Source organism: Halopseudomonas pelagia (assembly GCF_009497895.1).
Classification (GTDB): domain Bacteria; phylum Pseudomonadota; class Gammaproteobacteria; order Pseudomonadales; family Pseudomonadaceae; genus Halopseudomonas; species Halopseudomonas pelagia_A.
In genome coordinates, this window is the sequence record NZ_CP033116.1 from 2,330,287 (window position 1) to 2,350,199 (window position 19,913).

Annotated in this window: 19 protein-coding genes; 9 read left to right on the forward strand and 10 right to left on the reverse strand. The window is 57.0% G+C overall.

What is annotated here, in order from left to right:
* Positions 1-23 precede the first annotated feature (23 nt).
* Positions 24-950 carry an AraC family transcriptional regulator N-terminal domain-containing protein gene (locus EAO82_RS10990; protein WP_231703194.1) on the reverse strand — a complete coding sequence of 309 codons (927 nt, stop codon included), beginning with the start codon at positions 948-950 and terminating at the stop codon, positions 24-26.
* 177 nt (positions 951-1,127) lie between these two features.
* On the opposite strand from EAO82_RS10990, the gene EAO82_RS10995 reads away from it, so the two are divergent.
* Positions 1,128-1,865, forward strand: coding sequence for an SDR family oxidoreductase (locus tag EAO82_RS10995; RefSeq protein ID WP_096345757.1), 738 nt, complete (start codon positions 1,128-1,130; stop codon positions 1,863-1,865).
* Positions 1,866-1,900: 35 nt separating this feature from the next.
* Positions 1,901-2,380, forward strand: coding sequence for a nuclear transport factor 2 family protein (locus EAO82_RS11000; protein WP_096345758.1), 480 nt, complete (start codon positions 1,901-1,903; stop codon positions 2,378-2,380).
* 134 nt (positions 2,381-2,514) lie between these two features.
* Here the strand turns inward: EAO82_RS11000 and EAO82_RS11005 are convergent, their stop codons facing one another.
* The 4 genes from EAO82_RS11005 to gtfA all read right to left on the reverse strand — a co-directional run bounded on the left by EAO82_RS11005 (position 2,515) and on the right by gtfA (position 6,437).
* Positions 2,515-2,970, reverse strand: a complete 456-nt coding sequence (locus tag EAO82_RS11005) for a carboxymuconolactone decarboxylase family protein (protein WP_096345759.1) — start codon at positions 2,968-2,970, stop codon at positions 2,515-2,517.
* 37 nt (positions 2,971-3,007) lie between these two features.
* Positions 3,008-3,820 (reverse strand): helix-turn-helix domain-containing protein, encoded by an 813-nt coding sequence (locus tag EAO82_RS11010; protein WP_096345760.1) that lies wholly within the window; start codon positions 3,818-3,820, stop codon positions 3,008-3,010.
* A 196-nt stretch (positions 3,821-4,016) separates the two neighbouring features.
* Positions 4,017-4,970 carry a cation diffusion facilitator family transporter gene (locus EAO82_RS11015; RefSeq protein ID WP_231703195.1) on the reverse strand — a complete coding sequence of 318 codons (954 nt, stop codon included), beginning with the start codon at positions 4,968-4,970 and terminating at the stop codon, positions 4,017-4,019.
* A 24-nt stretch (positions 4,971-4,994) separates the two neighbouring features.
* A complete protein-coding gene (gtfA, locus tag EAO82_RS11020; protein WP_096345761.1) occupies positions 4,995-6,437 on the reverse strand; it encodes a sucrose phosphorylase in 1,443 nt (480 codons plus the stop codon).
* A 268-nt stretch (positions 6,438-6,705) separates the two neighbouring features.
* Here gtfA and EAO82_RS11025 point away from each other — a divergent pair, with 268 nt between their 5' ends.
* The 4 genes from EAO82_RS11025 (at position 6,706) to EAO82_RS11040 (ending at position 11,269) form a co-directional block, all read left to right on the forward strand.
* Positions 6,706-7,236 carry an ATP-dependent zinc protease gene (locus EAO82_RS11025; protein WP_096345762.1) on the forward strand — a complete coding sequence of 177 codons (531 nt, stop codon included), beginning with the start codon at positions 6,706-6,708 and terminating at the stop codon, positions 7,234-7,236.
* Positions 7,237-7,440: 204 nt separating this feature from the next.
* Positions 7,441-9,498, forward strand: a complete 2,058-nt coding sequence (locus tag EAO82_RS11030) for a TonB-dependent receptor (RefSeq protein WP_096345763.1) — start codon at positions 7,441-7,443, stop codon at positions 9,496-9,498.
* 180 nt (positions 9,499-9,678) lie between these two features.
* Positions 9,679-10,899, forward strand: coding sequence for an alginate export family protein (locus EAO82_RS11035; protein WP_096345764.1), 1,221 nt, complete (start codon positions 9,679-9,681; stop codon positions 10,897-10,899).
* Positions 10,900-11,032: 133 nt separating this feature from the next.
* On the forward strand, positions 11,033-11,269 hold the full coding sequence (locus EAO82_RS11040; protein ID WP_218838574.1) for a DUF2798 domain-containing protein: 237 nt from the start codon (positions 11,033-11,035) through the stop codon (positions 11,267-11,269).
* Positions 11,270-11,319: 50 nt separating this feature from the next.
* Here the strand turns inward: EAO82_RS11040 and EAO82_RS11045 are convergent, their stop codons facing one another.
* Both EAO82_RS11045 and EAO82_RS11050 read right to left on the reverse strand, forming a co-directional pair.
* Complete coding sequence (locus tag EAO82_RS11045; RefSeq protein WP_096345765.1) at positions 11,320-13,191, reverse strand: 5'-nucleotidase C-terminal domain-containing protein; 1,872 nt, start codon at positions 13,189-13,191, stop codon at positions 11,320-11,322.
* 161 nt (positions 13,192-13,352) lie between these two features.
* Positions 13,353-14,273, reverse strand: a complete 921-nt coding sequence (locus tag EAO82_RS11050) for a hypothetical protein (RefSeq protein WP_096345766.1) — start codon at positions 14,271-14,273, stop codon at positions 13,353-13,355.
* 196 nt (positions 14,274-14,469) lie between these two features.
* Between EAO82_RS11050 and EAO82_RS11055 the strand changes: the two genes are divergently transcribed.
* A complete protein-coding gene (locus tag EAO82_RS11055) occupies positions 14,470-15,384 on the forward strand; it encodes a pirin family protein (protein WP_096345767.1) in 915 nt (304 codons plus the stop codon).
* 36 nt (positions 15,385-15,420) lie between these two features.
* On the opposite strand, the gene EAO82_RS11060 is transcribed toward EAO82_RS11055, so the two are convergent.
* A complete protein-coding gene (locus tag EAO82_RS11060; protein WP_096345768.1) occupies positions 15,421-15,714 on the reverse strand; it encodes a PAAR domain-containing protein in 294 nt (97 codons plus the stop codon).
* A gap of 661 nt (positions 15,715-16,375) precedes the next feature.
* Here EAO82_RS11060 and EAO82_RS11065 point away from each other — a divergent pair.
* Positions 16,376-17,308: an alpha/beta hydrolase family protein gene (locus EAO82_RS11065; protein WP_096345769.1), complete on the forward strand. Its 933-nt coding sequence runs from the start codon at positions 16,376-16,378 to the stop codon at positions 17,306-17,308.
* A 49-nt stretch (positions 17,309-17,357) separates the two neighbouring features.
* Here the strand turns inward: EAO82_RS11065 and EAO82_RS11070 are convergent, their stop codons facing one another.
* Positions 17,358-18,008 carry a TetR/AcrR family transcriptional regulator gene (locus tag EAO82_RS11070; protein ID WP_096345770.1) on the reverse strand — a complete coding sequence of 217 codons (651 nt, stop codon included), beginning with the start codon at positions 18,006-18,008 and terminating at the stop codon, positions 17,358-17,360.
* An 81-nt stretch (positions 18,009-18,089) separates the two neighbouring features.
* Here EAO82_RS11070 and EAO82_RS11075 point away from each other — a divergent pair, with 81 nt between their 5' ends.
* Complete coding sequence (locus tag EAO82_RS11075) at positions 18,090-19,196, forward strand: DUF2855 family protein (protein WP_096345771.1); 1,107 nt, start codon at positions 18,090-18,092, stop codon at positions 19,194-19,196.
* Between the two features lie 45 nt (positions 19,197-19,241).
* Here EAO82_RS11075 and EAO82_RS11080 read toward each other — a convergent pair whose 3' ends face one another.
* A complete protein-coding gene (locus tag EAO82_RS11080; RefSeq protein ID WP_096345772.1) occupies positions 19,242-19,859 on the reverse strand; it encodes a phosphoribosyltransferase in 618 nt (205 codons plus the stop codon).
* Positions 19,860-19,913 lie beyond the last annotated feature (54 nt).

The following is a 19,913-nucleotide window of genomic DNA, read 5'->3' on the forward strand; positions in this document are numbered from 1 at the left end:
GGGTGCAGCTTTGGTGCCCTCAGCTATAGCGCCGGAGTCGCTACCGGTGCTGACAGTGTAAGAACCTCCTGGAAATAACGCGCCTCCTCCAACGGGCTGCGACCAAACAGCCGCTTGAACTCGCGGCTGAACTGCGATGGACTCTCATAACCCACTCGTTGTGACGCACTGGACGCGCTGATGCCGTTGCGGATCATCATCAGCCGTGCCTGGTGCAAGCGTATGGCCTTGATGTACTGAATGGGTGAGGTCTGGGTTACGGCTTTGAAATGGTTGTGGAAAGAAGGGACGCTCATATAAGCCTCCTTCGCTAACGTGCTTACATCCAGGTTGCTGTCAAACTTGCCGTGAATATGTCTGAGCACCTTGGCGATGCGGCCGAAATGGCCGTCTTGTAGTAATGCAGCGCGCAGCCCGCCACCCTGTTCGCTGGTGAGTACCCGAAAAGTGATTTCGCGAAAGATTGAGGGGGCGAGCAGCTTGCTTTCCACCGGCGAGCTCAGCGCCTCCAATAACCTGAAGATCGCATCTTCCAGCTTGGTGTCGATGGGTGTGGCGTAGAGGGTCGCCGGTTTTTTTGCATCCGCTGGCGCCGTCTCATCCACGCCCATCGCCAACTCTGCAGTTACTGCCGCATCCATGCGCAGTGCCAGCCCGAGCATGGGTTCGGCTTCGCTGGCTTCAGTTTGCGTGCTGAATGGTAGCGGCACCGAGAGGGCCAGGTAATGCCCTGCGTCATAGACAATCATCTCTCCGCCGTAATACCCGCGTTTTTTGCCCTGCAGCACGATAACGATGCTGGGTTCATAGAGTGCCTGCGTACGCGGGATAGAACGATTCGAGCGCATGAAGGTGACGCTATCCAGCGCTGACTGGGTGTAACCCTCGGTTGGCGCCAAGCGCTTTATCAGCTCGATCATGCGTGCCTGCTGATCTGATGTGCTGGCCATTTTGCTGAGTCCCGACTGGAGAGCCAGCGACTATATCAGCATATTTTCCGCTGCTTGACAGGCCCCTGATACAAATAGGCAAGGTTCCGAGATGAACGGGCCTTAGCGTTCGTGTCGTGGCTACCTAGGATGAAGCGGTAATCATTTTTCATTCAGGTATCAGCAGGAGTCATGACAATGAACAGCAATATTCAAGGCAAGGTCATCCTCATTACCGGTGCCAGCAGCGGTATCGGCGAAGCCACGGCGCGCCAGCTTGCACAGCAGGGCGCCAAGGTTGTGCTGGGGGCCCGCCGCACAGATCGGCTGGAACACCTGGTAGCCGAGATCCGTGACGCCGGTGAGATCGCCATGGCCCGCCAGTTAGACGTGACGCAGCGCGAAGAAGTGCAGGCGTTCGTCGACGCGGCGCTCAACGATTTCGGCCGGATTGACGTGATCATCAATAACGCTGGCGTCATGCCGCTGTCGCCCCTGGCTGCACTCAAGGTGGACGAGTGGGATCGCATGATCGATGTAAACATTCGTGGCGTGCTGCACGGAATCGCGGCGGTGTTGCCCGTAATGCAGAAGCAGGGTTGGGGACAGGTGATCAACGTGGCATCCATCGGCGCGCATGCGGTATCACCGACAGCGGCGGTTTACTGCGCGACCAAGTATGCGGTGTGGGCGATTTCCGATGGGCTGCGCCAGGAAAGCCCCGAGATTCGCGTTACTACCATCAGCCCCGGCGTTACAGAGTCGGAGCTGGCCGAGAGTATCTCGGACGAGCAGGGCCGTGAAGAAATGAAGGAGTTTCGCAAGGTGGCTATCAGCGCCTCCGCCATCGCCCGGGCGATCTGTTTCGCGGTTGAGCAGCCTGATGATGTGGACACCAGCGAAATTATCGTTCGGCCCACGGCCAGCCCATTTTAAGTCGATTATCGATCAAGCTCCAGGAGGATCGTCCCATGCTTATCAAAAATCGCAGTAGCAAAACTCGTGTCGTGCTGGCTCTGCTGTTTCTTATGGCCATCAGCAGCCAAGCCAATGCCCAATCTGTAGAAGAGACCAATAGCGCACTGATTCGTCAGGCGTTCGACGATTGGGAGAATGGTCGAGGCAGCGTATTTAACCTACTGTCTGAGGATGCCGAGTGGACGGTGGCGGGCGTCAGTCCGGTGTCGGCCGTCTACCCGACCAGGCAAGCATTGGTGCAGGAGGCTGTTGAGCCGATTCACGCGCAGCTGTCGACGGCGATTACGCCAGAGGTCAAGCACATCATTGCCCAGGGCAACAACGTAGTCGTGCTCTGGGATGGTACTGCCACTGCGCGGAACGGAGCGCCTTATAACAACAGCTACGCCTGGCACCTGGAGATGGAAGATGGTGCTATTACGCGGGTGATGGCGTTCCTTGATACCTGGGCACTGGTTGAGTTGATGGAGTAATCAGCGCTGAAAATGGATCCCCGCGTTCGCGAGGATGACGACTTGGTGACGGCGAGACATTGCATTTGTCTCCAAGCCGCAGGAGCACAACCTGAGGCCCCGGCATCCCCGCGAAAGCGGGGATCCATTCCGGTTTATTGGGTTGTCAGCTTTGGCATAAAACGGTTGGAAATGGCTATGCGGTTCCAGCTGTTGATGATCAGCACTTCAGCGGTCAGGTCGATCATGCCTTTGTCGCCAAACTCCGCCTTCACCGAGCCGTAGAGGTCGTCGTCCACCGGGGCATCAGCAATACGTGTCAAGGCTTCAGCCCAGGCCAATGCCAGGCGTTCGCGAGTGCTGAAGCCGGGCGCGTCATGCCAGCCCGCTAGCATGTCCAGGCGCTCCTGCTGTTCGCCATCCTGCCGCGCCTCTGCGGCGTGCATATGTTGGCAGAAAGCGCAGCCGTTGATCTGCGACACCCGATAGTGAATCAGGTGGGCCAATTGCGGATCCAGTGAAGCCGCCACAGCTTCGTGGATGAGGCCCAGGCCTTCGGCAATCGCAGGTTGCAAACGGTGAAATTTAGGGTAGCTCAGACGTTCTTGCATGGTGTTGCTCCTCTTGAGTGGTTGAGGAGAGCATGCGTTATGAGCCTGGTGGGCGATTGTATATTTGCGTCAATTTGCGTTTCCGGTAGGCGCCTGGCGTTTCATCGGTATGCCGGCGAAAGTGATGGGTGAAATGCGCCTGGTCATGAAAGCCGCAGTCCAGAGCGATACTTGACACTGGCTGGGCGCCGCCAATGAGTAGATTACGAGCCCGTTTTATTTGGCCAAGGCGATTCAACTGCGCCGGGGCGAGCCCGACCTGATCGCGCAGCAGACGTTCAAGGGTTCTGCGGCTCAAGCCCTGGGTGCTGATTAGGGTATTGATATCCAACCGGCCGGTCAGTAGCCAGGGCAGCAAGCGTTGCAAGGTGCCGGGAGCCGCTTGTTGGGCTCTGGCCTGGAGCAGCAGCCAATTATCCAGTAGCGGTAGATGTCGGACCAAGGGCCAGGGGGCGCCAGTTATGCCGGCGAACAATCTGTCCCAACCCGGTAGCGAGAGGTCCGCGACCGGAATTGGCGTATCCATGAGCTCTTGTATATCCAGACCGAATAGCGCGACCAGCCCGCCAGGCTGGAACCGAATGCCCAGGCGGCTGACAGGCCCACTGAATGATTGGTAAACCAGCCTGGAGGACGCCATAAGAGTGGCCTGCGGCGCGGCGCTGGCAAGATCAAGTATCAGACTGACCCCACCGTCAGGGTGCAACTTTTGCGGGGTGGGTAGTGCAGAAAATGTCTGCTCAAGCACCCAGTAACTTTGAATCCACGGCAGCAGCGCCATGGCTGGCGCATAGTGCACCAGCGCAACCGCTGGGCGGGGTGAGTCGGGCGTCAAAGGGCGTGGATACATGAGCGAATACCAGGCTGCTTCCGGGGCGCTAGGCGCATTGCCCGTGCGAGGCTGAGGCAGTACGAGTTTGATGATAGTTCTGGATCAAGCCTCAGGATAGCTTATGGTTGCAGGTCTAACGCGGCACATTAACTGCCGTTCCTGTAGAAGGGCGCCGAGGAGTACAGATAATCGACGCTTAAGCGTTAGAGCAGTGCTAGTGCGAGGCCTGGATCAATCCCCCCGGCGGATCTACCTGCACAGTGACATGCTCGATGGCGTACTGGTCCTTCAGCCATTGGGCGACCAGCGGCGGCAGTGCCAAGGCATCGGTGCCAGGCTGAGGGGTGACATGCACGGTGGCGACACAGGTTTGATCCATCAACGTCCAGGCGTGGAAATGGCCGGCCTCCAGTACGCCAGGCAATTGCGCCAGCTCGCGCTCTGCCGCTGCAGCGTCCAGCCCACGGGGTGCGGCCTGAAGCAGCACGCGGATGGAATCCGCAACCAACCCCCAGGCAGATTTGACCACCAGCAGCGCGACCAGTATCGACAGCAACGGGTCGAGAATCGTCCAGCCCGTGAGCATGATGCCGATGGCCGCGGCGATGGCAGCCACCGAGCCGAGTAGATCGCCGATCACGTGCAGTAGAGCGCCGCGCAGGTTGCCATCATCCCGATTGCCCGACCAGAGCGTCCAGGCGCCAATAATATTCACCAGCAGGCCGATCACCGCGACCACCAACATGGGTCCGGCCAGTACTTCGACCGGCGAGTTGATTCGGCTTATGGCTTCCCAAGCAATCCAGGCAACCAGAATCAGCAGGCTGGCGCCGTTGGCCAGCGCGGCGAGCACGCGTATGCGATGAAAGCCGTAAGTGCGCGTGGCATCAGCGGGCTTGCGGGCAATCCGGTAGGCGATCAGAGCCAGCAGCAGGGCGGCGGCATCGGAAATCATGTGGCCGGAGTCGGCAATCAACGCCAGTGACCCGGACAACCAGCCACCCACGGCCTGGATCAAGGCGTAACCGAACGTCAGGGCAAATACCATCAGCAGCCTACGTTCATTGGAGGTGTTCACCTCCGGTGCGTGGGAGTGGCCATGATGGTGCTCATGCCCATGGTGGTGATCATGGGCTCCGTGCGCTGCTTCCGTGTTATGGCTACTCACCTGTTGCTCCCTGGGTAAACGTGCTTAGCAAGTGAAGAGTTTTTCGCTGAAATCATCTTCGTCTCGATAGGTGATACGGGCGGTCTTGAAGTTGAGATCGACCAACAGGTGGCAATAGTACTCGCCGTGACGCCAGGCCATGGCCACGCTGGAATCGTTTGAATAGTTGAGCTCGAAGCGGCCATCAAAGGCCGGGTAGTTGGAGCGAAAGCGCATCAGCTTCAGCAGGCGCTGCACTACAGGCTGCTCGATGGCTTCGTCCATTTCCTCCAGGCTGTAGAAGTGCCGATTGATATCCCGCAGCTCGCCTGTGGCGTTCATCAGTTCCTCGTCGTTGCAGCCAGCCAGCAACCCGACGTAATACACTTGGGGTATGCCGGGTGTAAAGAACTGAATGGCGCGGGCGGCGATGTAGCTGTCGTCGTTGTTCATCAGGGCATCGTAGAAGGTGCAGGTGAGTTGGTAGATAGCGCCCACGCTGTTCACCCGGGCGGCGGAGCGGCGCAGAATCGGGTCGGCACTGCGGGCGCTGATGTTGTCGATCAGTTCGCGAATCTTGTTCTCGGGCAGTACACCTTCGACATCGGGGATGCAGATGCCGTCGTGGGTATCCAGCACCGTGATGCTGTTGCGCGGGCACATGCGCAGCCAGTTCTTCAGGTACACGCTGTTATTGTCGAGGAGCGTGTACAGTAGCAATGGTGGTAGGGCGAACGCATAAGGATGCATATTGCGCCGGCTGATCGCGTACTGGAAGCTGGTATGGTCGTGCACCTCTGGCAGGCACTCGGCGCCATGCCGGGCGGCCGTTTCATTGACCCATTCGAGAATGCGATACACATCCGGCTCGACCAGGAAACAGCTGGTGCCGATCCGTTTGGTGGTATAGCCGAAGGCATCCAGACGTAGCAGCTTGATGCCTTTGCTGGTAAGAAACTGGATGTATTCCTCCATCAGCCGGTAGGTGATGTCTGCCTCGTAGTTCAGGTCGATTTGCCGCTCGGTAAAGGTGCACCAGACGCGGTCAATGCTGCCATCGGCAAAGGTTATCTCGCGGAATGGCTCTTTCTCCTTGCGGATATGAATCTTGGCCAGGTCGTCGGGGGTGATCTCGCCAAACCGGTTGACGTGTACGAAGAGCTCGGCATAGGGCGAGTCAAAGCCATTCTGCACAAAATCCTTAAACTGCTCCGACTCATCGGAAATGTGGTTGACCGTCAGGTCTGAACAGATGTCGTATTCGGCTGCCAGCCGCTCGATGTCCTCCCAAGTGCCAAAAGCGGGATCGACTTCCTTGTGCGTCAGCGGTGAAAAACCGCCGTCAGCGTTGGAGGGGAAGAACGGCAGTATGTGTATGCCGCCGATGGCATCGGACAGGTGACGATTAATCGCCGTGTGCAGGTCGGTGAGGTTATTGCCGATGCGGTTGGGATAACAGATGAGCTGGACTGCGTTGCGTAGGATCAATGTGGCCTCCAGGTGCTCGCGTTAATCGGTTCGAGATTTATGCTGTGCAATAGGTTTTTCGACAATTATCACATTACAGATTCCTATGCACTTTTCGTGCTGATCCCGGCACAAAGAATCTGCTATGGCATTGCAAGCCATGATCCCAGGCACATGAACGCGCTCTGTAGCGCGCTCCTGGTCGGACGGTATGAACTTATCCAGCCGCTGCCAATCCATCGTACACAACTTTTCTGGCACTGAGTGCCCATCAAGCAGGAGTCCTGGCATGACTATTTGTTCGCGACATCTATTTTCACGGCGTCTGCTGGCGGCCACGCTCCTGGGGCTCTGTACGGCTGCTCCTCTGGCCCTCGCTGAGTCAGATTCGCTGGGCTGGATAGAAAAAGGGCTGGTATTACCCGAACGAGTCGCAGTGAAATTCAAGTTGGATACGGGGGCATTGACCTCTTCCATGCACGCTGAAGACATTGATGAATTTGAAAAGGATGGGGATGACTGGGTTCGTTTTAGCGTAGAGCTGGAAGACGTCGACCGTGACGAGAAGATCGAGTCGACCTTTGAACGCGAAGTACGGCGCTACATCAAGGTGCGTGGTGCTGGCGGGGCCGAGAGACGGCCGGTAGTGATGATGAAAATTTGTATTGGTGACAAGGTCTATGACGAGCAGTTCTCATTGAATGACCGTGACCGGATGAACTATCCCGTCCTTATCGGCCGCCGAACGTTGGAAAACATCGGTGCGGTAGTAGATTCCAGCAAGACTTTTACCACCGAGCCAGATTGCAGCAACACCTGATCTGAAGGTGTCCAGAGCGCCTTGCTCTCAAATCCCCCCCCTTACCAATTGGCAGCAATGCGAACGCCGCAAGCCCTCACTTGCGGCGCCAGGAACAAAATTAGCTCATTCTTTTGTTCTATTGTTATAACATAACGTTTATATTCTCCCCCGGTTCGCTACTGGCGACACATTGCGCACAAACAATATGCACAAGGGAGATTTATGAGACTGCTACACCATCCATTAGCCTGGTCGGTGGCCATGGCCACACTGGCTTGCAGCGCATCGGCGTTTGCTCAAACGAATAAACCGATCGTGCTGGACGAGGTAACTGTTACCGCTTCGGCCCTGAATACCCGCACGACCGAAATGACCACCCCGGTGGAAGTGCTGCGTGGCGATGAATTGACCCAGCGCACTGAGGCGACATTGGGCGATACGCTTAACGGCTTTCCCGGTGTACATGCCTCGGGATTTGGCCCCGGTGTGGGCCGGCCGGTGATACGCGGCCTTGAAGGTGCGCGGGTCAGAGTGCTGAGCGATGGCGTTGACGTGATGGATGCCTCGACCATCAGCCCGGACCACGCCATCACCACCGATACGCTGCTGGTTGAGCAGGTAGAGGTATTGAAGGGACCGGCAACCCTGCTCTACGGCGGTGGTGCCATAGGCGGCGTGGTCAATCTGATCGACCGCAAGGTCCCTACCTACGTCCCGGAGAAAGGCATTGAAGGAAATGTACATCTGCGCGGCAACACAGTCGCCGACGAGAGAGCCGGAGCTGTGGGCGTGACCCTGGGCGCGGGCCAGGTGGCCGGGCATATCGAAGCGAGTAAATCCCAAGCGGATCCTTATCGCATACCCGGCAACCCGTCACGGCAGGAAGGTGCGTTCAATGATTCGGAGTCCTATTCACTGGGCTTGAGCTGGATTGGAGAGCGCGGCTATCTGGGCGCTGCATTCAGTCGCCAGCAGAAGGAGTATGGTCTGCTCGCGCATGAGCATATCGACTGCCACACCCACCATCAGACCGAGTGGCACTGCGGTGGCCACGGCGATCACGACGACCACGATCATGATCACGAGCACGGAGATGATCACGGCGCCTACATCAGCATGGTTCAGCGCCGCTGGGATGTGCGCGGCGAATACGCCGATCCCTTTGCCGGTTTTGAGCTGGCCAAGCTGCGTGTGTCACATACCGATTACGAGCACGACGAAATCGAGGAGGGCCTGGTGGGTACCCGGTTTGAGAACCAGGGCACTGAGGCGCGTCTGGAGCTGACTCATCAACCCTTCCACGGATGGCGTGGCGTGGTCGGTGGGCAGACCTCCCGACGGGATTTCTCCGCCGAAGGCGAAGAGGATTACCTGATACCCACGCTTACCCGTAGCCATGCGGTCTTCCTGCTGGAAGAGCTCAAGGTCGGCGACTGGCGCTACGAACTGGGTCTGCGGCATGACTGGCAGGATATTGATGCAGACGGTATCCGCGCCGGTGTGGCGGCACCAGACCGTTCGCACAGTGGTACCTCGGCCTCGGCTGGCGCTACATGGCGCTTTGCACCGGAATACGCACTGCGTGGCAGCCTTTCACGCTCGCAGCGCTTGCCCAGTGCGGAGGAGTTGTATGCCTTCGGACCGCACGCGGCGACCGGCGTTATCGAAGTCGGCGATCCCGACCTGAAGAAGGAAACTGGCTACAACATCGAGTTCGGGCTGAGCAAGCTGGCCGGGGTGGTGACTTATGACCTGAGTTTGTATCGCAATCAGATTTCCGACTTTATCTACATGGCCGATGCCGGCACCGATCCCGGCGACGGAGTACGCGAGTTCGAGTATCGCCAGCGCGATGCCGTGCTGCACGGGGTGGAAGGCGTTATCGGACTGCAGGCCACTGATGGTCTCAAAGTCAGCCTGTTTGGCGATCTGGTACGGGGCAAGCTGAAGGGCGACGGCAATCTACCCCGCATTCCCGCGAGCCGGCTGGGTGTACGTTTCGATCAACGCATCACTGCAGGCCTTGCCGGGCAGGTGGAAGCTTACCGTGTGAAGGGGCAGAGCCGGGTGGCTGATAATGAAACCTCAACCTCGGGCTACACCATGTTGGGCGCCGGTTTGAGTTATCGCGGGCAGGCAAATGAGGATCTGGGTTACCTGCTGTATGCACGGGCCAATAACCTGCTCGATGAAAAAGCCCGCCAGCATTCGTCGTTTATCAAGGATGAAGTGTTGCTGCCGGGCCGGAATTTGACCGTGGGGGTCAAGTTCGACTTCTAATCAGTAACGCGTAACGCCACACAAAGCCCCGGCCGTTTTCAGCCGGGGCTTCGTCATTCCTGTCATTTATTATGCTCGCGCGCTAATTGGTCGAAGCGCCAAGGTGATATAGGCTCATGCCTCGCAGTGCGAAACTTGTCCTGGATCGCGCATGCGTTTTACCCAAAGAGAATAATAAAAATGCAGAAACTGCTATCGAAGGTGTCGCGCGCACCGATAGTTGTAATAGGGATTGGCTTCGCTGGCTTGCTGATCAGCGATGTGTCAAATGCCCAGGTCAGTATGGAGTACGGCGCAGATCTGCGTTATCGCTACGAATGGTTTGATATCGACGAGACGTCCAAGGCTTCGACCGTTCGTCTGGGGCTCAAGGCCAAAGCCAATGTTGGCGATTACTTCAGTGGCTTTGCCGAATTCGAAGCGGTAGAGCAGTTCAACGACGGCTACAACGTGCCGACGGTTCCAGACCAGAACAAGCCGGGCTACCCGGTGATTGCTGACCCCAGTGGCTCCGAGATGAACCAGGCCTATGTGCAATATGCAGACCCGGGCGGGCTGTTGCAGATGCGTGCGGGACGCCAGGAAATCATGCTTAACAATGGCCGCTTTATCAGCACCTCGGGGTTGCGCCAGAACCATCAATCCTTCAACGGCTTTACTCTTACCACTGTGCCCGTGGCAGGTTTGAAGCTGGAATATGGCTACCTCAATCGCGCCCTGCGAGTGCTTGGCGAACGGGCGAGCAACGGCCGTGCCGATATGGATTCACATTTCTACAATCTGGGCTATCAGATCGATAACCTCGGCACGTTGAAAACCTATGGCGTGCTGCTGGACTATGACAGTGAGCCGACCAATTCCGTCGATACTTACGGCGTGCGTTTTGAAGGCAGTTCGCCTATGGCCGGCTGGCAGCTCTTGTCCACACTGGAATACGCTATTCAGCGCGATGCCGGGCACAACCCGAATCATGTCGATGCGGAGTATCAATTACTGGAGTTGGGCTTTCAGGTATCCGATATCGCCTATCGTGCGGGCTACAATTTGCTCAGTGGCGAGTCGCTCACCAACAAGTTCATCACACCTTTGTCGCATACCTTCAACAGTCTGACCGAGCTGTTTCTGGTCAACCCCAGCGTCGGGGACAATCACGGGCTTGAGGTGTTTTCCGTCAATGCCGCGGGCAAGGTGCCTGGCGTCGATGCCCTGACATTCCTCACCGTGCTCTACGACTATAACGCCGACACCGGTGACGCCCATTATGGCAACGGTCTGGACCTGATGCTCGAATACAAGGGGTTGAGCAAGACCACCATCAGCTGGCGCCTTGGACGCTACTGGGCGGATGAGCTCAATGATGATGCGACGCGAACGTCTCTCTACCTGGCCTACAGTTTCTAGCGTCAGAGCAGGGGTGGCGGAGCAACACCTTAATATGCAACACAGTGTTCATGCCCCTGTCGCGCCTGCAGGGGGTATCATGGCGACCTATTGAGATGCCTGATGTTGGCATCGCCCAAGAGGAGGCCCCCGTTTGATACCGCAGAAATACGCCGCTTACGTTTTTTCCTTTCTGATGGCCTTGATCATGTCTGGCATCATGTCGATGGTGATCTCGCTGTTCAATATCGGCTGGGTAGACAATATTCTGGCGATCTGGCTAAAGGCGTGGATGCTGGCGTTCGTGGTAGCGTTCCCGACCATTACCGTAGTGGTGCCGGTGGTGCGTTATCTGGTGTCATTTATCGTGGCGTCAGACAAGAACATCTGAGCCCATTATAAGCGCCCCAGACGGAGCGCTTATTAGCGCAGTGGCAGACCTCAGTCCAGCAGTCGCACATCATCAGCGGTCACTACCGCCTGGTGAGAATAATCTGCCCGCAACGGGCGAGACACATTATTCTGAGCGATCAGGTAATCGACAAGGCTTTGGGTGTACAGCAGGTAAGTATTTACCGACCGCCCATCCTCGGTCACCGTACCCAGTGTGGTGTAACCGTCACGACCTTCAGCGATAAAGTCATTGGTCACCAACACGTAAGTACGATTCAGCGCTATCGGCGCCCATTGTCCGTTCACATCCCGCACTTCGACGTTACTGAAGCGTGAGCCTGGTATTTCGGATAGATCAACATCCCAGCGCAAGCCCGCTGCATAAGGCTGGGAGCCGTCGGACCCTGAAGCGTCAAGATGGTTGGCTACTGCATCCTCCAGGGTTGAGATCACCTCGGCACCGGTGATGTCCAGCTCTACCAGCACGTTGGTGAAGGGCAGCATGGTCGATGCGGTGTTATAGGTAATGTTGCCTGCGGGTAAGGGGATACGCACACCGCCTGCGTTCTGTAATGCAAAGTCAGCACGCTGGCTGGCATTGAGAAAGGCCTCGGCTACCAGTTGTGCAGCATCGCTGCCCTGAGCCAGTGTGTTGGCTGTGTCACAACCGGGCGTGCCGCTGCTGCGATTAGTGGTTTCGCCAGGAACACGTACCAGGCAGAATGACTCGTTGGCCAGGCCAATGATCTCTTGTTTGCGCTCGTCTATCTGCTCCTTGTAGTTCGCTAGAATAGCATCTGCAGCGGCGTCCGGCGTGGTGACACGCAGCTCGTCGATGCCTTCAACCAGCGCCAGCAGTTCCTGGCGGCGAGTTTCGTCTACGTCCGCAAAGCTACCCTCTACTGCTGGTTGGAAGCTGTCGCCCACCAGCAACGATGCCTGACCCTCGCAACTGGCCACTTTACCTTCGCTGTCGAACTCGATACTCATCAGCCCCAGCGCTTTGCTGTACTCCCACGCCTGGCCGATGCAGACCAGGTCGCCATCGGCGTTGGTGGTGCGGGTCGGGTAGTCTCCGGAGGAGGCCAGGCCCAGGGCGCTGAAATCACCAAGCAGCGAGTGTGAGTCGCCACCGATAATGACGTCTACACCGCTCAGGCTCGCGGCCATGGTCTGGTCGTTCTCATAGCCTTGATGGGTGAGCAGAACGATATGTTCGACCCCCTGGCTCTGTAGATCGTCTATCGTATCTTGGGCTGTCTGAACTTCATCGAGAAACTCAGTGGTGTCCAGGGGACGAGAGGAGTTGGTGGTCTTGCCGCTGATGTCGATACCGATAACGCCGACTTGCACGCCGTCGACTTCGCGGATCATGTAAGGCTTGATGTAATCATCAACCGCCGATGGAGCCAGTGGTGTGCCGACCTGCGGTTTGACGTTGGCGGCCAGCACCGGGGTATCACAGTCACCATCAGCCAGGTAATCCAGAAAGGTTTTCAAGCCTGCGTCGCTGTCATCAAACTCATGGTTGCCGAGAGCAAAAGCATCGAAGCAGACAGTATTCATCATGTCCGCGTCCGCTTCACCTTGATAAAAGGTGTAGTAAAGAGTGCCGGTGATAGCGTCACCGGCGTGTAACTTCAGCAGATTGGGAACATTTTGTTCTATCTCGGCAAAGGCCGCGGTAACACGTGAAAAGCCACCGAGCTCAACGCGGGTAGGTTCACCGTCCAGTTGGATTTCAAAATTGCCGGTGGCGTCGAGCTGCGAGTGATGATCGTTTATGTGCGCTATGTTGAGCGTCAGTGGGCCCGCCTGAGCCGGATCATCGTTGGAATCATCCGACGAGTCGCTATTACAGGCTGTCAGAGAAGTGCAGATGACCAGACAAGCCAGTCCCTTGAATTGATTGTTCAACATTGACGCATCCTTGGTTGTGTATGACGAAGTACTTCAAACCTAGGATGCGGGTATTACCGATGGATGACCGTCATGCAAGATTCATCAACACAGGTGCTGAACTCTGGCAGCGCTAGAGAGGCTGGATGAAGCGCCGCTACCTTCAGTAACGGCGCGGCCCATCAAGCCGAAGCTTCAGCCTCGTAGTTGGCGTAAGAGTGCTTTAGCGTAGCGTGGTTTAGCAGCATTTCAGCCTTGAGTGTTCCGCCGCTGGCGTCGTAGATGCGGCTGCGGACCCAGTAGGATTCGGTGCGTTTGCTTTCTGACAGGGCCACGATCTCGCGACGGATCAGGTAGTCCTCGCCGACAAACAGGGGGCCGTCGATCATGCGGATCTCCTGATCGGCAAACAGGCCGATCACCGGCTGCTTGACCGGAAAGGCGGCTTGCTTGCTGGTGTACTCGGCCAGTACGCTGACCATCTCCAGCGGAATGACCGCGTGACCCCAGGGCGTGCTGGCGTCGTCAGAATACCAGGGTGAATTTTCCGTTATGCCCTCAAGCTTTTGCGCAAGCGAGAAGGGATACAGGTCGCCCATGTGCTGCTCGGCATCCATGCGCACTTTCTCGTCCTCAGCACCCAGCATGCCGACGTGCAGATCGGAGAGGATGACCAGCTTCTCCGGTGCGCGCAGTTTCGCCATACGCTCATCCAGCAGTGTAGGGCTGTCATCCGGGCCGAGGCTGGCGCTGGCTTCCAGTACCGGAGTGCCATCGGCTTTCTCCGCCCAGGCGCGCACACGAGTGGCGCCGGGAGCAGGCCGCTCGACAAAAGCGCGAACCAGTTCACCCTCAACGACCATATTCTGGAAGTGCGACGAGAAACAGCCTCGCTCAAACCAGGCCTGGCCCCAGATTTCCGCCAACAGCGGAACGAACAGGCTGAAGTGTGTGGGGCCTTCAATAGGTCCGGCTCGGAAGCCGAGCTTTTCCGCCATGCTGTCATCGTGAATGGAGGTGTGGCCGCTGTATTGCTGGTCGGCCAGCATTTGCTTGGGTTCGCGCAGTGGCCCGCAAAGGTAGAGAGGGGTAGCAAAGCTCATGGTTCTGTCCTTGGTGTACAGGGGATCGCTGAAGTGTAGTCAGAGTGACAGGGGCTCGGCAAACGTGCGGTTGTAGAGATATTCAGAGCAATGATGGAAAGGTCTGGGGAAGCTCGACCTGTTTGTGTTGCTGGAGCTATGCTGAGCTGGTTGGCGGGCCGGGTCTTACGCGAATTTAAGTTGGGAGGAAAATCACATGAGCAATACGTTGCCAGATGCCGTTCAGTCCTGCTCAGTATCTGACCCGCCTTGCGCCGCCATTGAGCTGATCATCCAGCCACGCGAGCACGATATCGGCGGTCTGGTGGTCCGGCGGGCGTTGCCCACGGCGAAACGCAAGATGGTCGGCCCCTGGATATTTTTCGACCATATGGGGCCCGCACGTTTTTCCGCGGGGCAGGGCATCAACGTGCGGCCACATCCGCATATTGGTATTGCCACCGTGACCTACCTGTTTGCCGGCGAAATTTTGCATCGGGACTCCATCGGTAGTCTGCAGCCTATCCGGCCTGGCGACATCAATCTGATGGTGACGGGTAGCGGCATGGTGCACTCCGAGCGCGAACGACCGGAAATCACGGCAGTCGAGCATGAGTTGCATGGTCTGCAATTGTGGCTGGTGCTGCCTGAATCAGATGAGGAGGTGGCGCCGACATTTCACCACTATCCGAGCCGCGATATACCTGCCGTCGATGTAGAAGGCGTAACAGTAAGAGTGATGATGGGCAGCGCCTTCGGCGTCACCTCGCCAGTGCGGGTGTTCTCCGAGACGCTGTATGTAGAGGCGCATTTAAAAGCCGGGCAATCGCTGATGCTCCCCGAAACCGGCGAACGTGCGGTGTATGTTGCCAGTGGTGCATTGCAGGCAGGAGGCACGGCGTTACCCCTGCACTCGATGGCGATCTTCTCCAGCGCCCCAGATATTGTGGTGACTGCCACCGAGGACGCCCGCATCGCGCTGATTGGGGGCGAGCCACTGGGGCGGCGATTTATCGAATGGAATTTTGTATCCAGCCGCAGAGAAAGGATAGAACAGGCCAAACAGGCTTGGCGCGCGGGGCAATTCGCCAAGGTAGTGGGTGATGAGGACGAGTTTATTCCCTTGCCTTGATTGATGGCGCTGCGTGTTGGCGATCACGCTTCGGGGTTAACCACGCACACTGTTACTGCCCAAGGTAATGGTTCCCTCGCCAAGCAGCGTATTGGACCCCGGCGGGCAACCGCAGGCAACGTAATCGCCAGCTCTGGCTGCCAGGCCTGCGGGCAGAGTGACAGTTCTTTTGCCGACCGCCACGATCTCGCCAATCCCTTTCTTGCAAGCTGGGCAGGTGGCCTTGTGACCAATGGAGCTGGCTACAAGGCCATCGAACGTCAGCCCCGAGTTGCCCTCAATAACGGCGCCTCCAGTGGAGGTCTTAGAACCAATCCCTATTTTCAGCATGACGCTTAACGCTCCTGGTAAAACCGCTTTAGCCTGTTGTGAAGAGTGGGAGCATTGGTTTTGCTCTAGATGCACAGGCATGACGACAACACTCTGGCGCATGAGCTTAATAACCCAGGCGCTCAGGTCAATTCGAAGGTGACAGCTTTGCTGGGCAGATCACATTTTGACGCATGAGTGCGGACACCTGGGCATAAGCTGGTTGTGTTCTTGGCTTTTTAGACAGGCAGCGCAGCGCTTGACACTACTGCTCAATAAGCACGCGTTGGCTGATTTGTTCGTTAGCATTGGTGTTAATCGCACCACGTCTTAACTTTATAAGTTGGTGTTTTAATCGCTAACTTACTATGTCGGGCTCTTTGGTCTTTCTATTCAAGTTTTCGTGTTGTTAGTGACGAAGTGTTTATATGCATTTCGGCACAACGCTATCTCACCCATTTGGGTTAAGCAATTGATTTAAAACAATTCATTTCGTATGGTCATAAAATGAAAGTGTATCATTTATAACTTTAACCCATATGGGTGAAAGTGCCCAGATGGCATTGACTTGTGTTCTTTATGGATCAAAACTTCGGCCGGCTGATGGTATTTCTCTGGTCCGTGGACCGTCAGCTAAAACAAGTTTGAATAATAAAACCGTTGTTATATCCATGGAGTTTCAATGAAAAATACTATTTCCCGCCCAGCCCGCCTTTCCAAGACTCTGTCTACGTTCCTTACGGCGAGTGCGTTGATGCTCTCTGCTACTGCGATGGCCGCAAACCCAGTTCCTCCAGACGAGCCGAGTGAGCCTGGTACGGGCTTTGAGCGCGGTCCCGATCCCAGTGTGTCTTTTCTGGAAGCGGCTACCGGTCCTTATTCTGTCGATACCGAACGGGTCTCTGGCTTCGTGAGTGGTTTCGGTGGCGGTACTATTCACTACCCTGAAGACACCACCGGCACCATGGCGGCGATCGTTGTGATTCCCGGTTATGTATCTGCCGAGTCGTCTATCGAATGGTGGGGGCCCAAGCTGGCTTCACACGGCTTTGTAGTCATGACCATCGATACCAACAGCGGCTTCGATCAGCCGCCAAGCCGTGCTGATCAGATCAATGCCGCTCTTGATTATCTGGTTGATGAAAACACCAGCTCGGGTAGCCCGGTGCAGGGCATGATCGATACCGATCGCCTGGGTGTAGTTGGCTGGTCGATGGGCGGCGGCGGCACGCTGCGCGTGGCCACTGAGGGTCGTATCAGTGCGGCCATACCGCTGGCGCCTTGGGATACCTCCAGCTTGCGCTTTCGCAATGTAGAGGCGCCGACGCTGATCATTGCCTGCGAGTCCGACATTATTGCTCCGGTGGGAAGTCATGCATCACCGTTCTACAACCGCATCCCCGAGGACGTGGACAAGGCCTTCGTCGAGATCGACGGTGGCAGCCACTACTGCGGCAACGGTGGTGGGTTCAACAATGATGTGCTGAGCCGTTTCGGTGTGTCCTGGATGAAGCTGCATCTGGATAATGATGACCGTTATCAGCAGTTCCTCTGCGGTCCTGACCATGAGGACGACAGCGACATTTCCGAGTATCGCGGTAACTGCCCTTACTAAGCGGCAGGCTACTAATGAAGCGCCGGGACCCCCTCAGGGCTCGGCGTTTTCAGTTGGATGTCGAGATGTTGTTGTCGGCTTGAATTGCGGCACGGCACAGCTGCTCCATCTGTTCCGCCCACTGACGCATGTAATCGTCATCCATCTGCAGTAACAGGGCATAACGCCGCCCGCCCCAGACTGCGATGTGTAACGCCTCTATGGTTGCTGGGGAAGGGATGCGCGGCAGATCGGTACAGGCTTGAAACACGCGCTGCCACATCTGGCTCAGTTCCTGGTGTGCGCGCTGCTGGTGTTTGAGTTCAGCGATGGACGGCTCCAGGTCCAGCATGTCTGGATGAAACCAGGGCAAGCCCGTACGTTCCACGCCACAGAGTATCTGTAACAGACCGTGCAGGCGGGCTTCCCAGTCCAGGCCTTGCGCCTGCGTCACTTGAGTATCGACCTTTTCAATCAGCGACTCTATGCAGTAGCGCATGTAGCCCGAGTGCAGGGCGGTCTTGTTCGGGAAGTAGTCGTACAGGGTACCTACGGCGATACCCGTTTCCAGCGCGACGGCGCGCGTGGTGATGCGCTGCCAACCGTCGCGCTGCCAAATCCGAACAAAGGCATCAAAAATGGCTTGAACGGTGAACTTGGCCCGCGCTTGCGAAGGTCTTTTTAGCGGCCGGGCCTTGGTTTCAGGGGCAGCGGGGCGCATGTTCAATAACCGAACCCGGGGCTCGATTCAACGCGATAGAGTAATTGCATCCTGAAAACCCCTCCTATGGAGCAACAAGCGATGACAATGCTGACTCAACTGCAAACTGATAAGTCCGCGCTGGAGCGCACACGTATTGTAACCAGCGAATTACCGAGGCTGCAGCAAGGCGAGGCGCTGATGAAAATCGACGGGCTCGCGGTTACAACCAACAATATCACCTATGCCGCCTTCGGTGACACGCCACATTTGCGCTACTGGCACTTCTTTCCCACCCAGGAAAAGGGCTGGGGCCACATGCCGGCCTGGGGCTTTGCCGAGGTGGTCGAGTCCACTGTGGAAGGGCTGGAGAAAGGTGAGCGCTTCTATGGCTACTGGCCGATTGCGAGCCATCTGGTGGTCAAACCAGTCCGGGTCGGCGAGCGCGGTTTCTATGATGGTAGCGAACATCGGCTGGACCTGACCTCTGCCTACAATCAATACCAGCGTACCCGTACTGATGCCGCCTACCGCGCGGATGACGAGTACTACCAGATGCTGCTGCGCCCGCTGTTTATCACCTCATTCATGCTGGCGGACTTTCTGGAAGACAATGGTTTTTTCGGTGCCCGGCAGATTGTGGTATCCAGCGCTTCGAGCAAAACCGCTTACGGTACAGCGTTCTGCCTGGAGAGCCTGGATAAGGTGCATCTGTTCGGCCTGACCTCTTCCGGCAACCAGGCATTTGTCGACTCTCTGGGTTGCTACGATCAGAGCGTGGGTTATGACGAGCTGGAAACCCTCGATCCATCCGTACCCACGCTGTATGTGGATTTCTCCGGTGATGATCAGTTGCGCTCGCGTGTACACCACCATTTTGGCGATTCGCTGGTCTACGACTGTTACGCGGGCTCTGCACAGTCCCATGAGCATCTGGACGAGAGCGAGAAAAACTTGCCGGGGCCCGCGCCGCAGTTTTACTTCGCGCCCTATCAGATCAAGAAGCGCAATGCCGATTGGGGCGCGGCCGAAGTAACACGTCGGTTCAATGAGGCGCAGCTGGCGTTTATTCGCCGGGTCGGCGACAAACAGCAACCCTGGATGCGGGTCAATGAGCATCACGGTCTGGAAGCCGCGCAGGCGCTGGTCGAAGATCTTTGCGCCGGGCGCATTGATCCGCGTGAAGGGCATGTGGTGCTGATCGACTAAGACCTGGTTTTTTCTCTGCGGACAGGGCACCAGATGGCGCCCTGTTTATGTCCGCGGTTTGACGCTATCGAGTATGGCGCCGAGATAGGGCTTGTGCTGGTCGATATCTGCGCGACTCAGGCCGTTCATTTCGTAAGGAAAGACCAACCAATCTTCGGTGCTGTGCAGACAGTAGTCAGGTTTTAGCGCGGTACGCCCGGCACCCTGGCGCTGATAAAGCGTAGCAATGCGCGTGTCCTGCGGCATATTGCGCTTGAGTTGCTGGCTCAGCCGATTCAATACGGCAGTCATGCTGTAACCCGTGCCAAAGGCATCGTCCACGATCAGCAGGCGATCGTCGTGGTTGAGGTTGTCTAGCAGGTAATGGGTGCCGTGAACCCGTATTTCTTCCTCGGGCGAGGCCACCATCGCATCGTAATGATCCATACCCCGATAGGAGGTGCGCAAGGCGATATGGTCAGTAGCTACACCAAGGGTTTGCAAGCATTCCTGTACATAGATGCCGATGGCGCTGCCGCCACGCCACAGGCCGACAATAAAATTGGGTCGGAAGCCGCTCTCATAGATTTGCACCCCCAGGCGAAAGGCGTCTTCAATCAGCTCGTTTTCCTGTAGGAATCGCCGCTGGCGTGGGGTTTGCTGAGGTGCTGAAGGCTCTTGCATGACTTGCCAGGATGCTCCGACTGGTGGGACTATGGCGCGAAGTCACAAACGCTA

Excerpts from the sequence above, each read along its gene's own strand:
- EAO82_RS11045 (WP_096345765.1), bottom strand. The coding sequence starts at position 13,191 with ATGTTGAACAATCAATTCAAGGGACTGGCTTGTCTGGTCATCTGCACT.
- EAO82_RS11075 (WP_096345771.1), top strand. The coding sequence starts at position 18,090 with ATGACAATGCTGACTCAACTGCAAACTGATAAGTCCGCGCTGGAGCGC.
- EAO82_RS11055 (WP_096345767.1), top strand. The coding sequence starts at position 14,470 with ATGAGCAATACGTTGCCAGATGCCGTTCAGTCCTGCTCAGTATCTGAC.
- EAO82_RS11060 (WP_096345768.1), bottom strand. The coding sequence starts at position 15,714 with ATGCTGAAAATAGGGATTGGTTCTAAGACCTCCACTGGAGGCGCCGTT.
- EAO82_RS11005 (WP_096345759.1), bottom strand. The coding sequence starts at position 2,970 with ATGCAAGAACGTCTGAGCTACCCTAAATTTCACCGTTTGCAACCTGCG.
- EAO82_RS11065 (WP_096345769.1), top strand. The coding sequence starts at position 16,376 with ATGAAAAATACTATTTCCCGCCCAGCCCGCCTTTCCAAGACTCTGTCT.
- EAO82_RS11010 (WP_096345760.1), bottom strand. The coding sequence starts at position 3,820 with ATGTATCCACGCCCTTTGACGCCCGACTCACCCCGCCCAGCGGTTGCG.
- EAO82_RS10990 (WP_231703194.1), bottom strand. The coding sequence starts at position 950 with ATGGCCAGCACATCAGATCAGCAGGCACGCATGATCGAGCTGATAAAG.
- EAO82_RS11035 (WP_096345764.1), top strand. The coding sequence starts at position 9,679 with ATGCAGAAACTGCTATCGAAGGTGTCGCGCGCACCGATAGTTGTAATA.
- EAO82_RS11025 (WP_096345762.1), top strand. The coding sequence starts at position 6,706 with ATGACTATTTGTTCGCGACATCTATTTTCACGGCGTCTGCTGGCGGCC.
- EAO82_RS11070 (WP_096345770.1), bottom strand. The coding sequence starts at position 18,008 with ATGCGCCCCGCTGCCCCTGAAACCAAGGCCCGGCCGCTAAAAAGACCT.
- EAO82_RS11030 (WP_096345763.1), top strand. The coding sequence starts at position 7,441 with ATGAGACTGCTACACCATCCATTAGCCTGGTCGGTGGCCATGGCCACA.
- EAO82_RS11080 (WP_096345772.1), bottom strand. The coding sequence starts at position 19,859 with ATGCAAGAGCCTTCAGCACCTCAGCAAACCCCACGCCAGCGGCGATTC.
- EAO82_RS10995 (WP_096345757.1), top strand. The coding sequence starts at position 1,128 with ATGAACAGCAATATTCAAGGCAAGGTCATCCTCATTACCGGTGCCAGC.
- EAO82_RS11000 (WP_096345758.1), top strand. The coding sequence starts at position 1,901 with ATGCTTATCAAAAATCGCAGTAGCAAAACTCGTGTCGTGCTGGCTCTG.
- EAO82_RS11050 (WP_096345766.1), bottom strand. The coding sequence starts at position 14,273 with ATGAGCTTTGCTACCCCTCTCTACCTTTGCGGGCCACTGCGCGAACCC.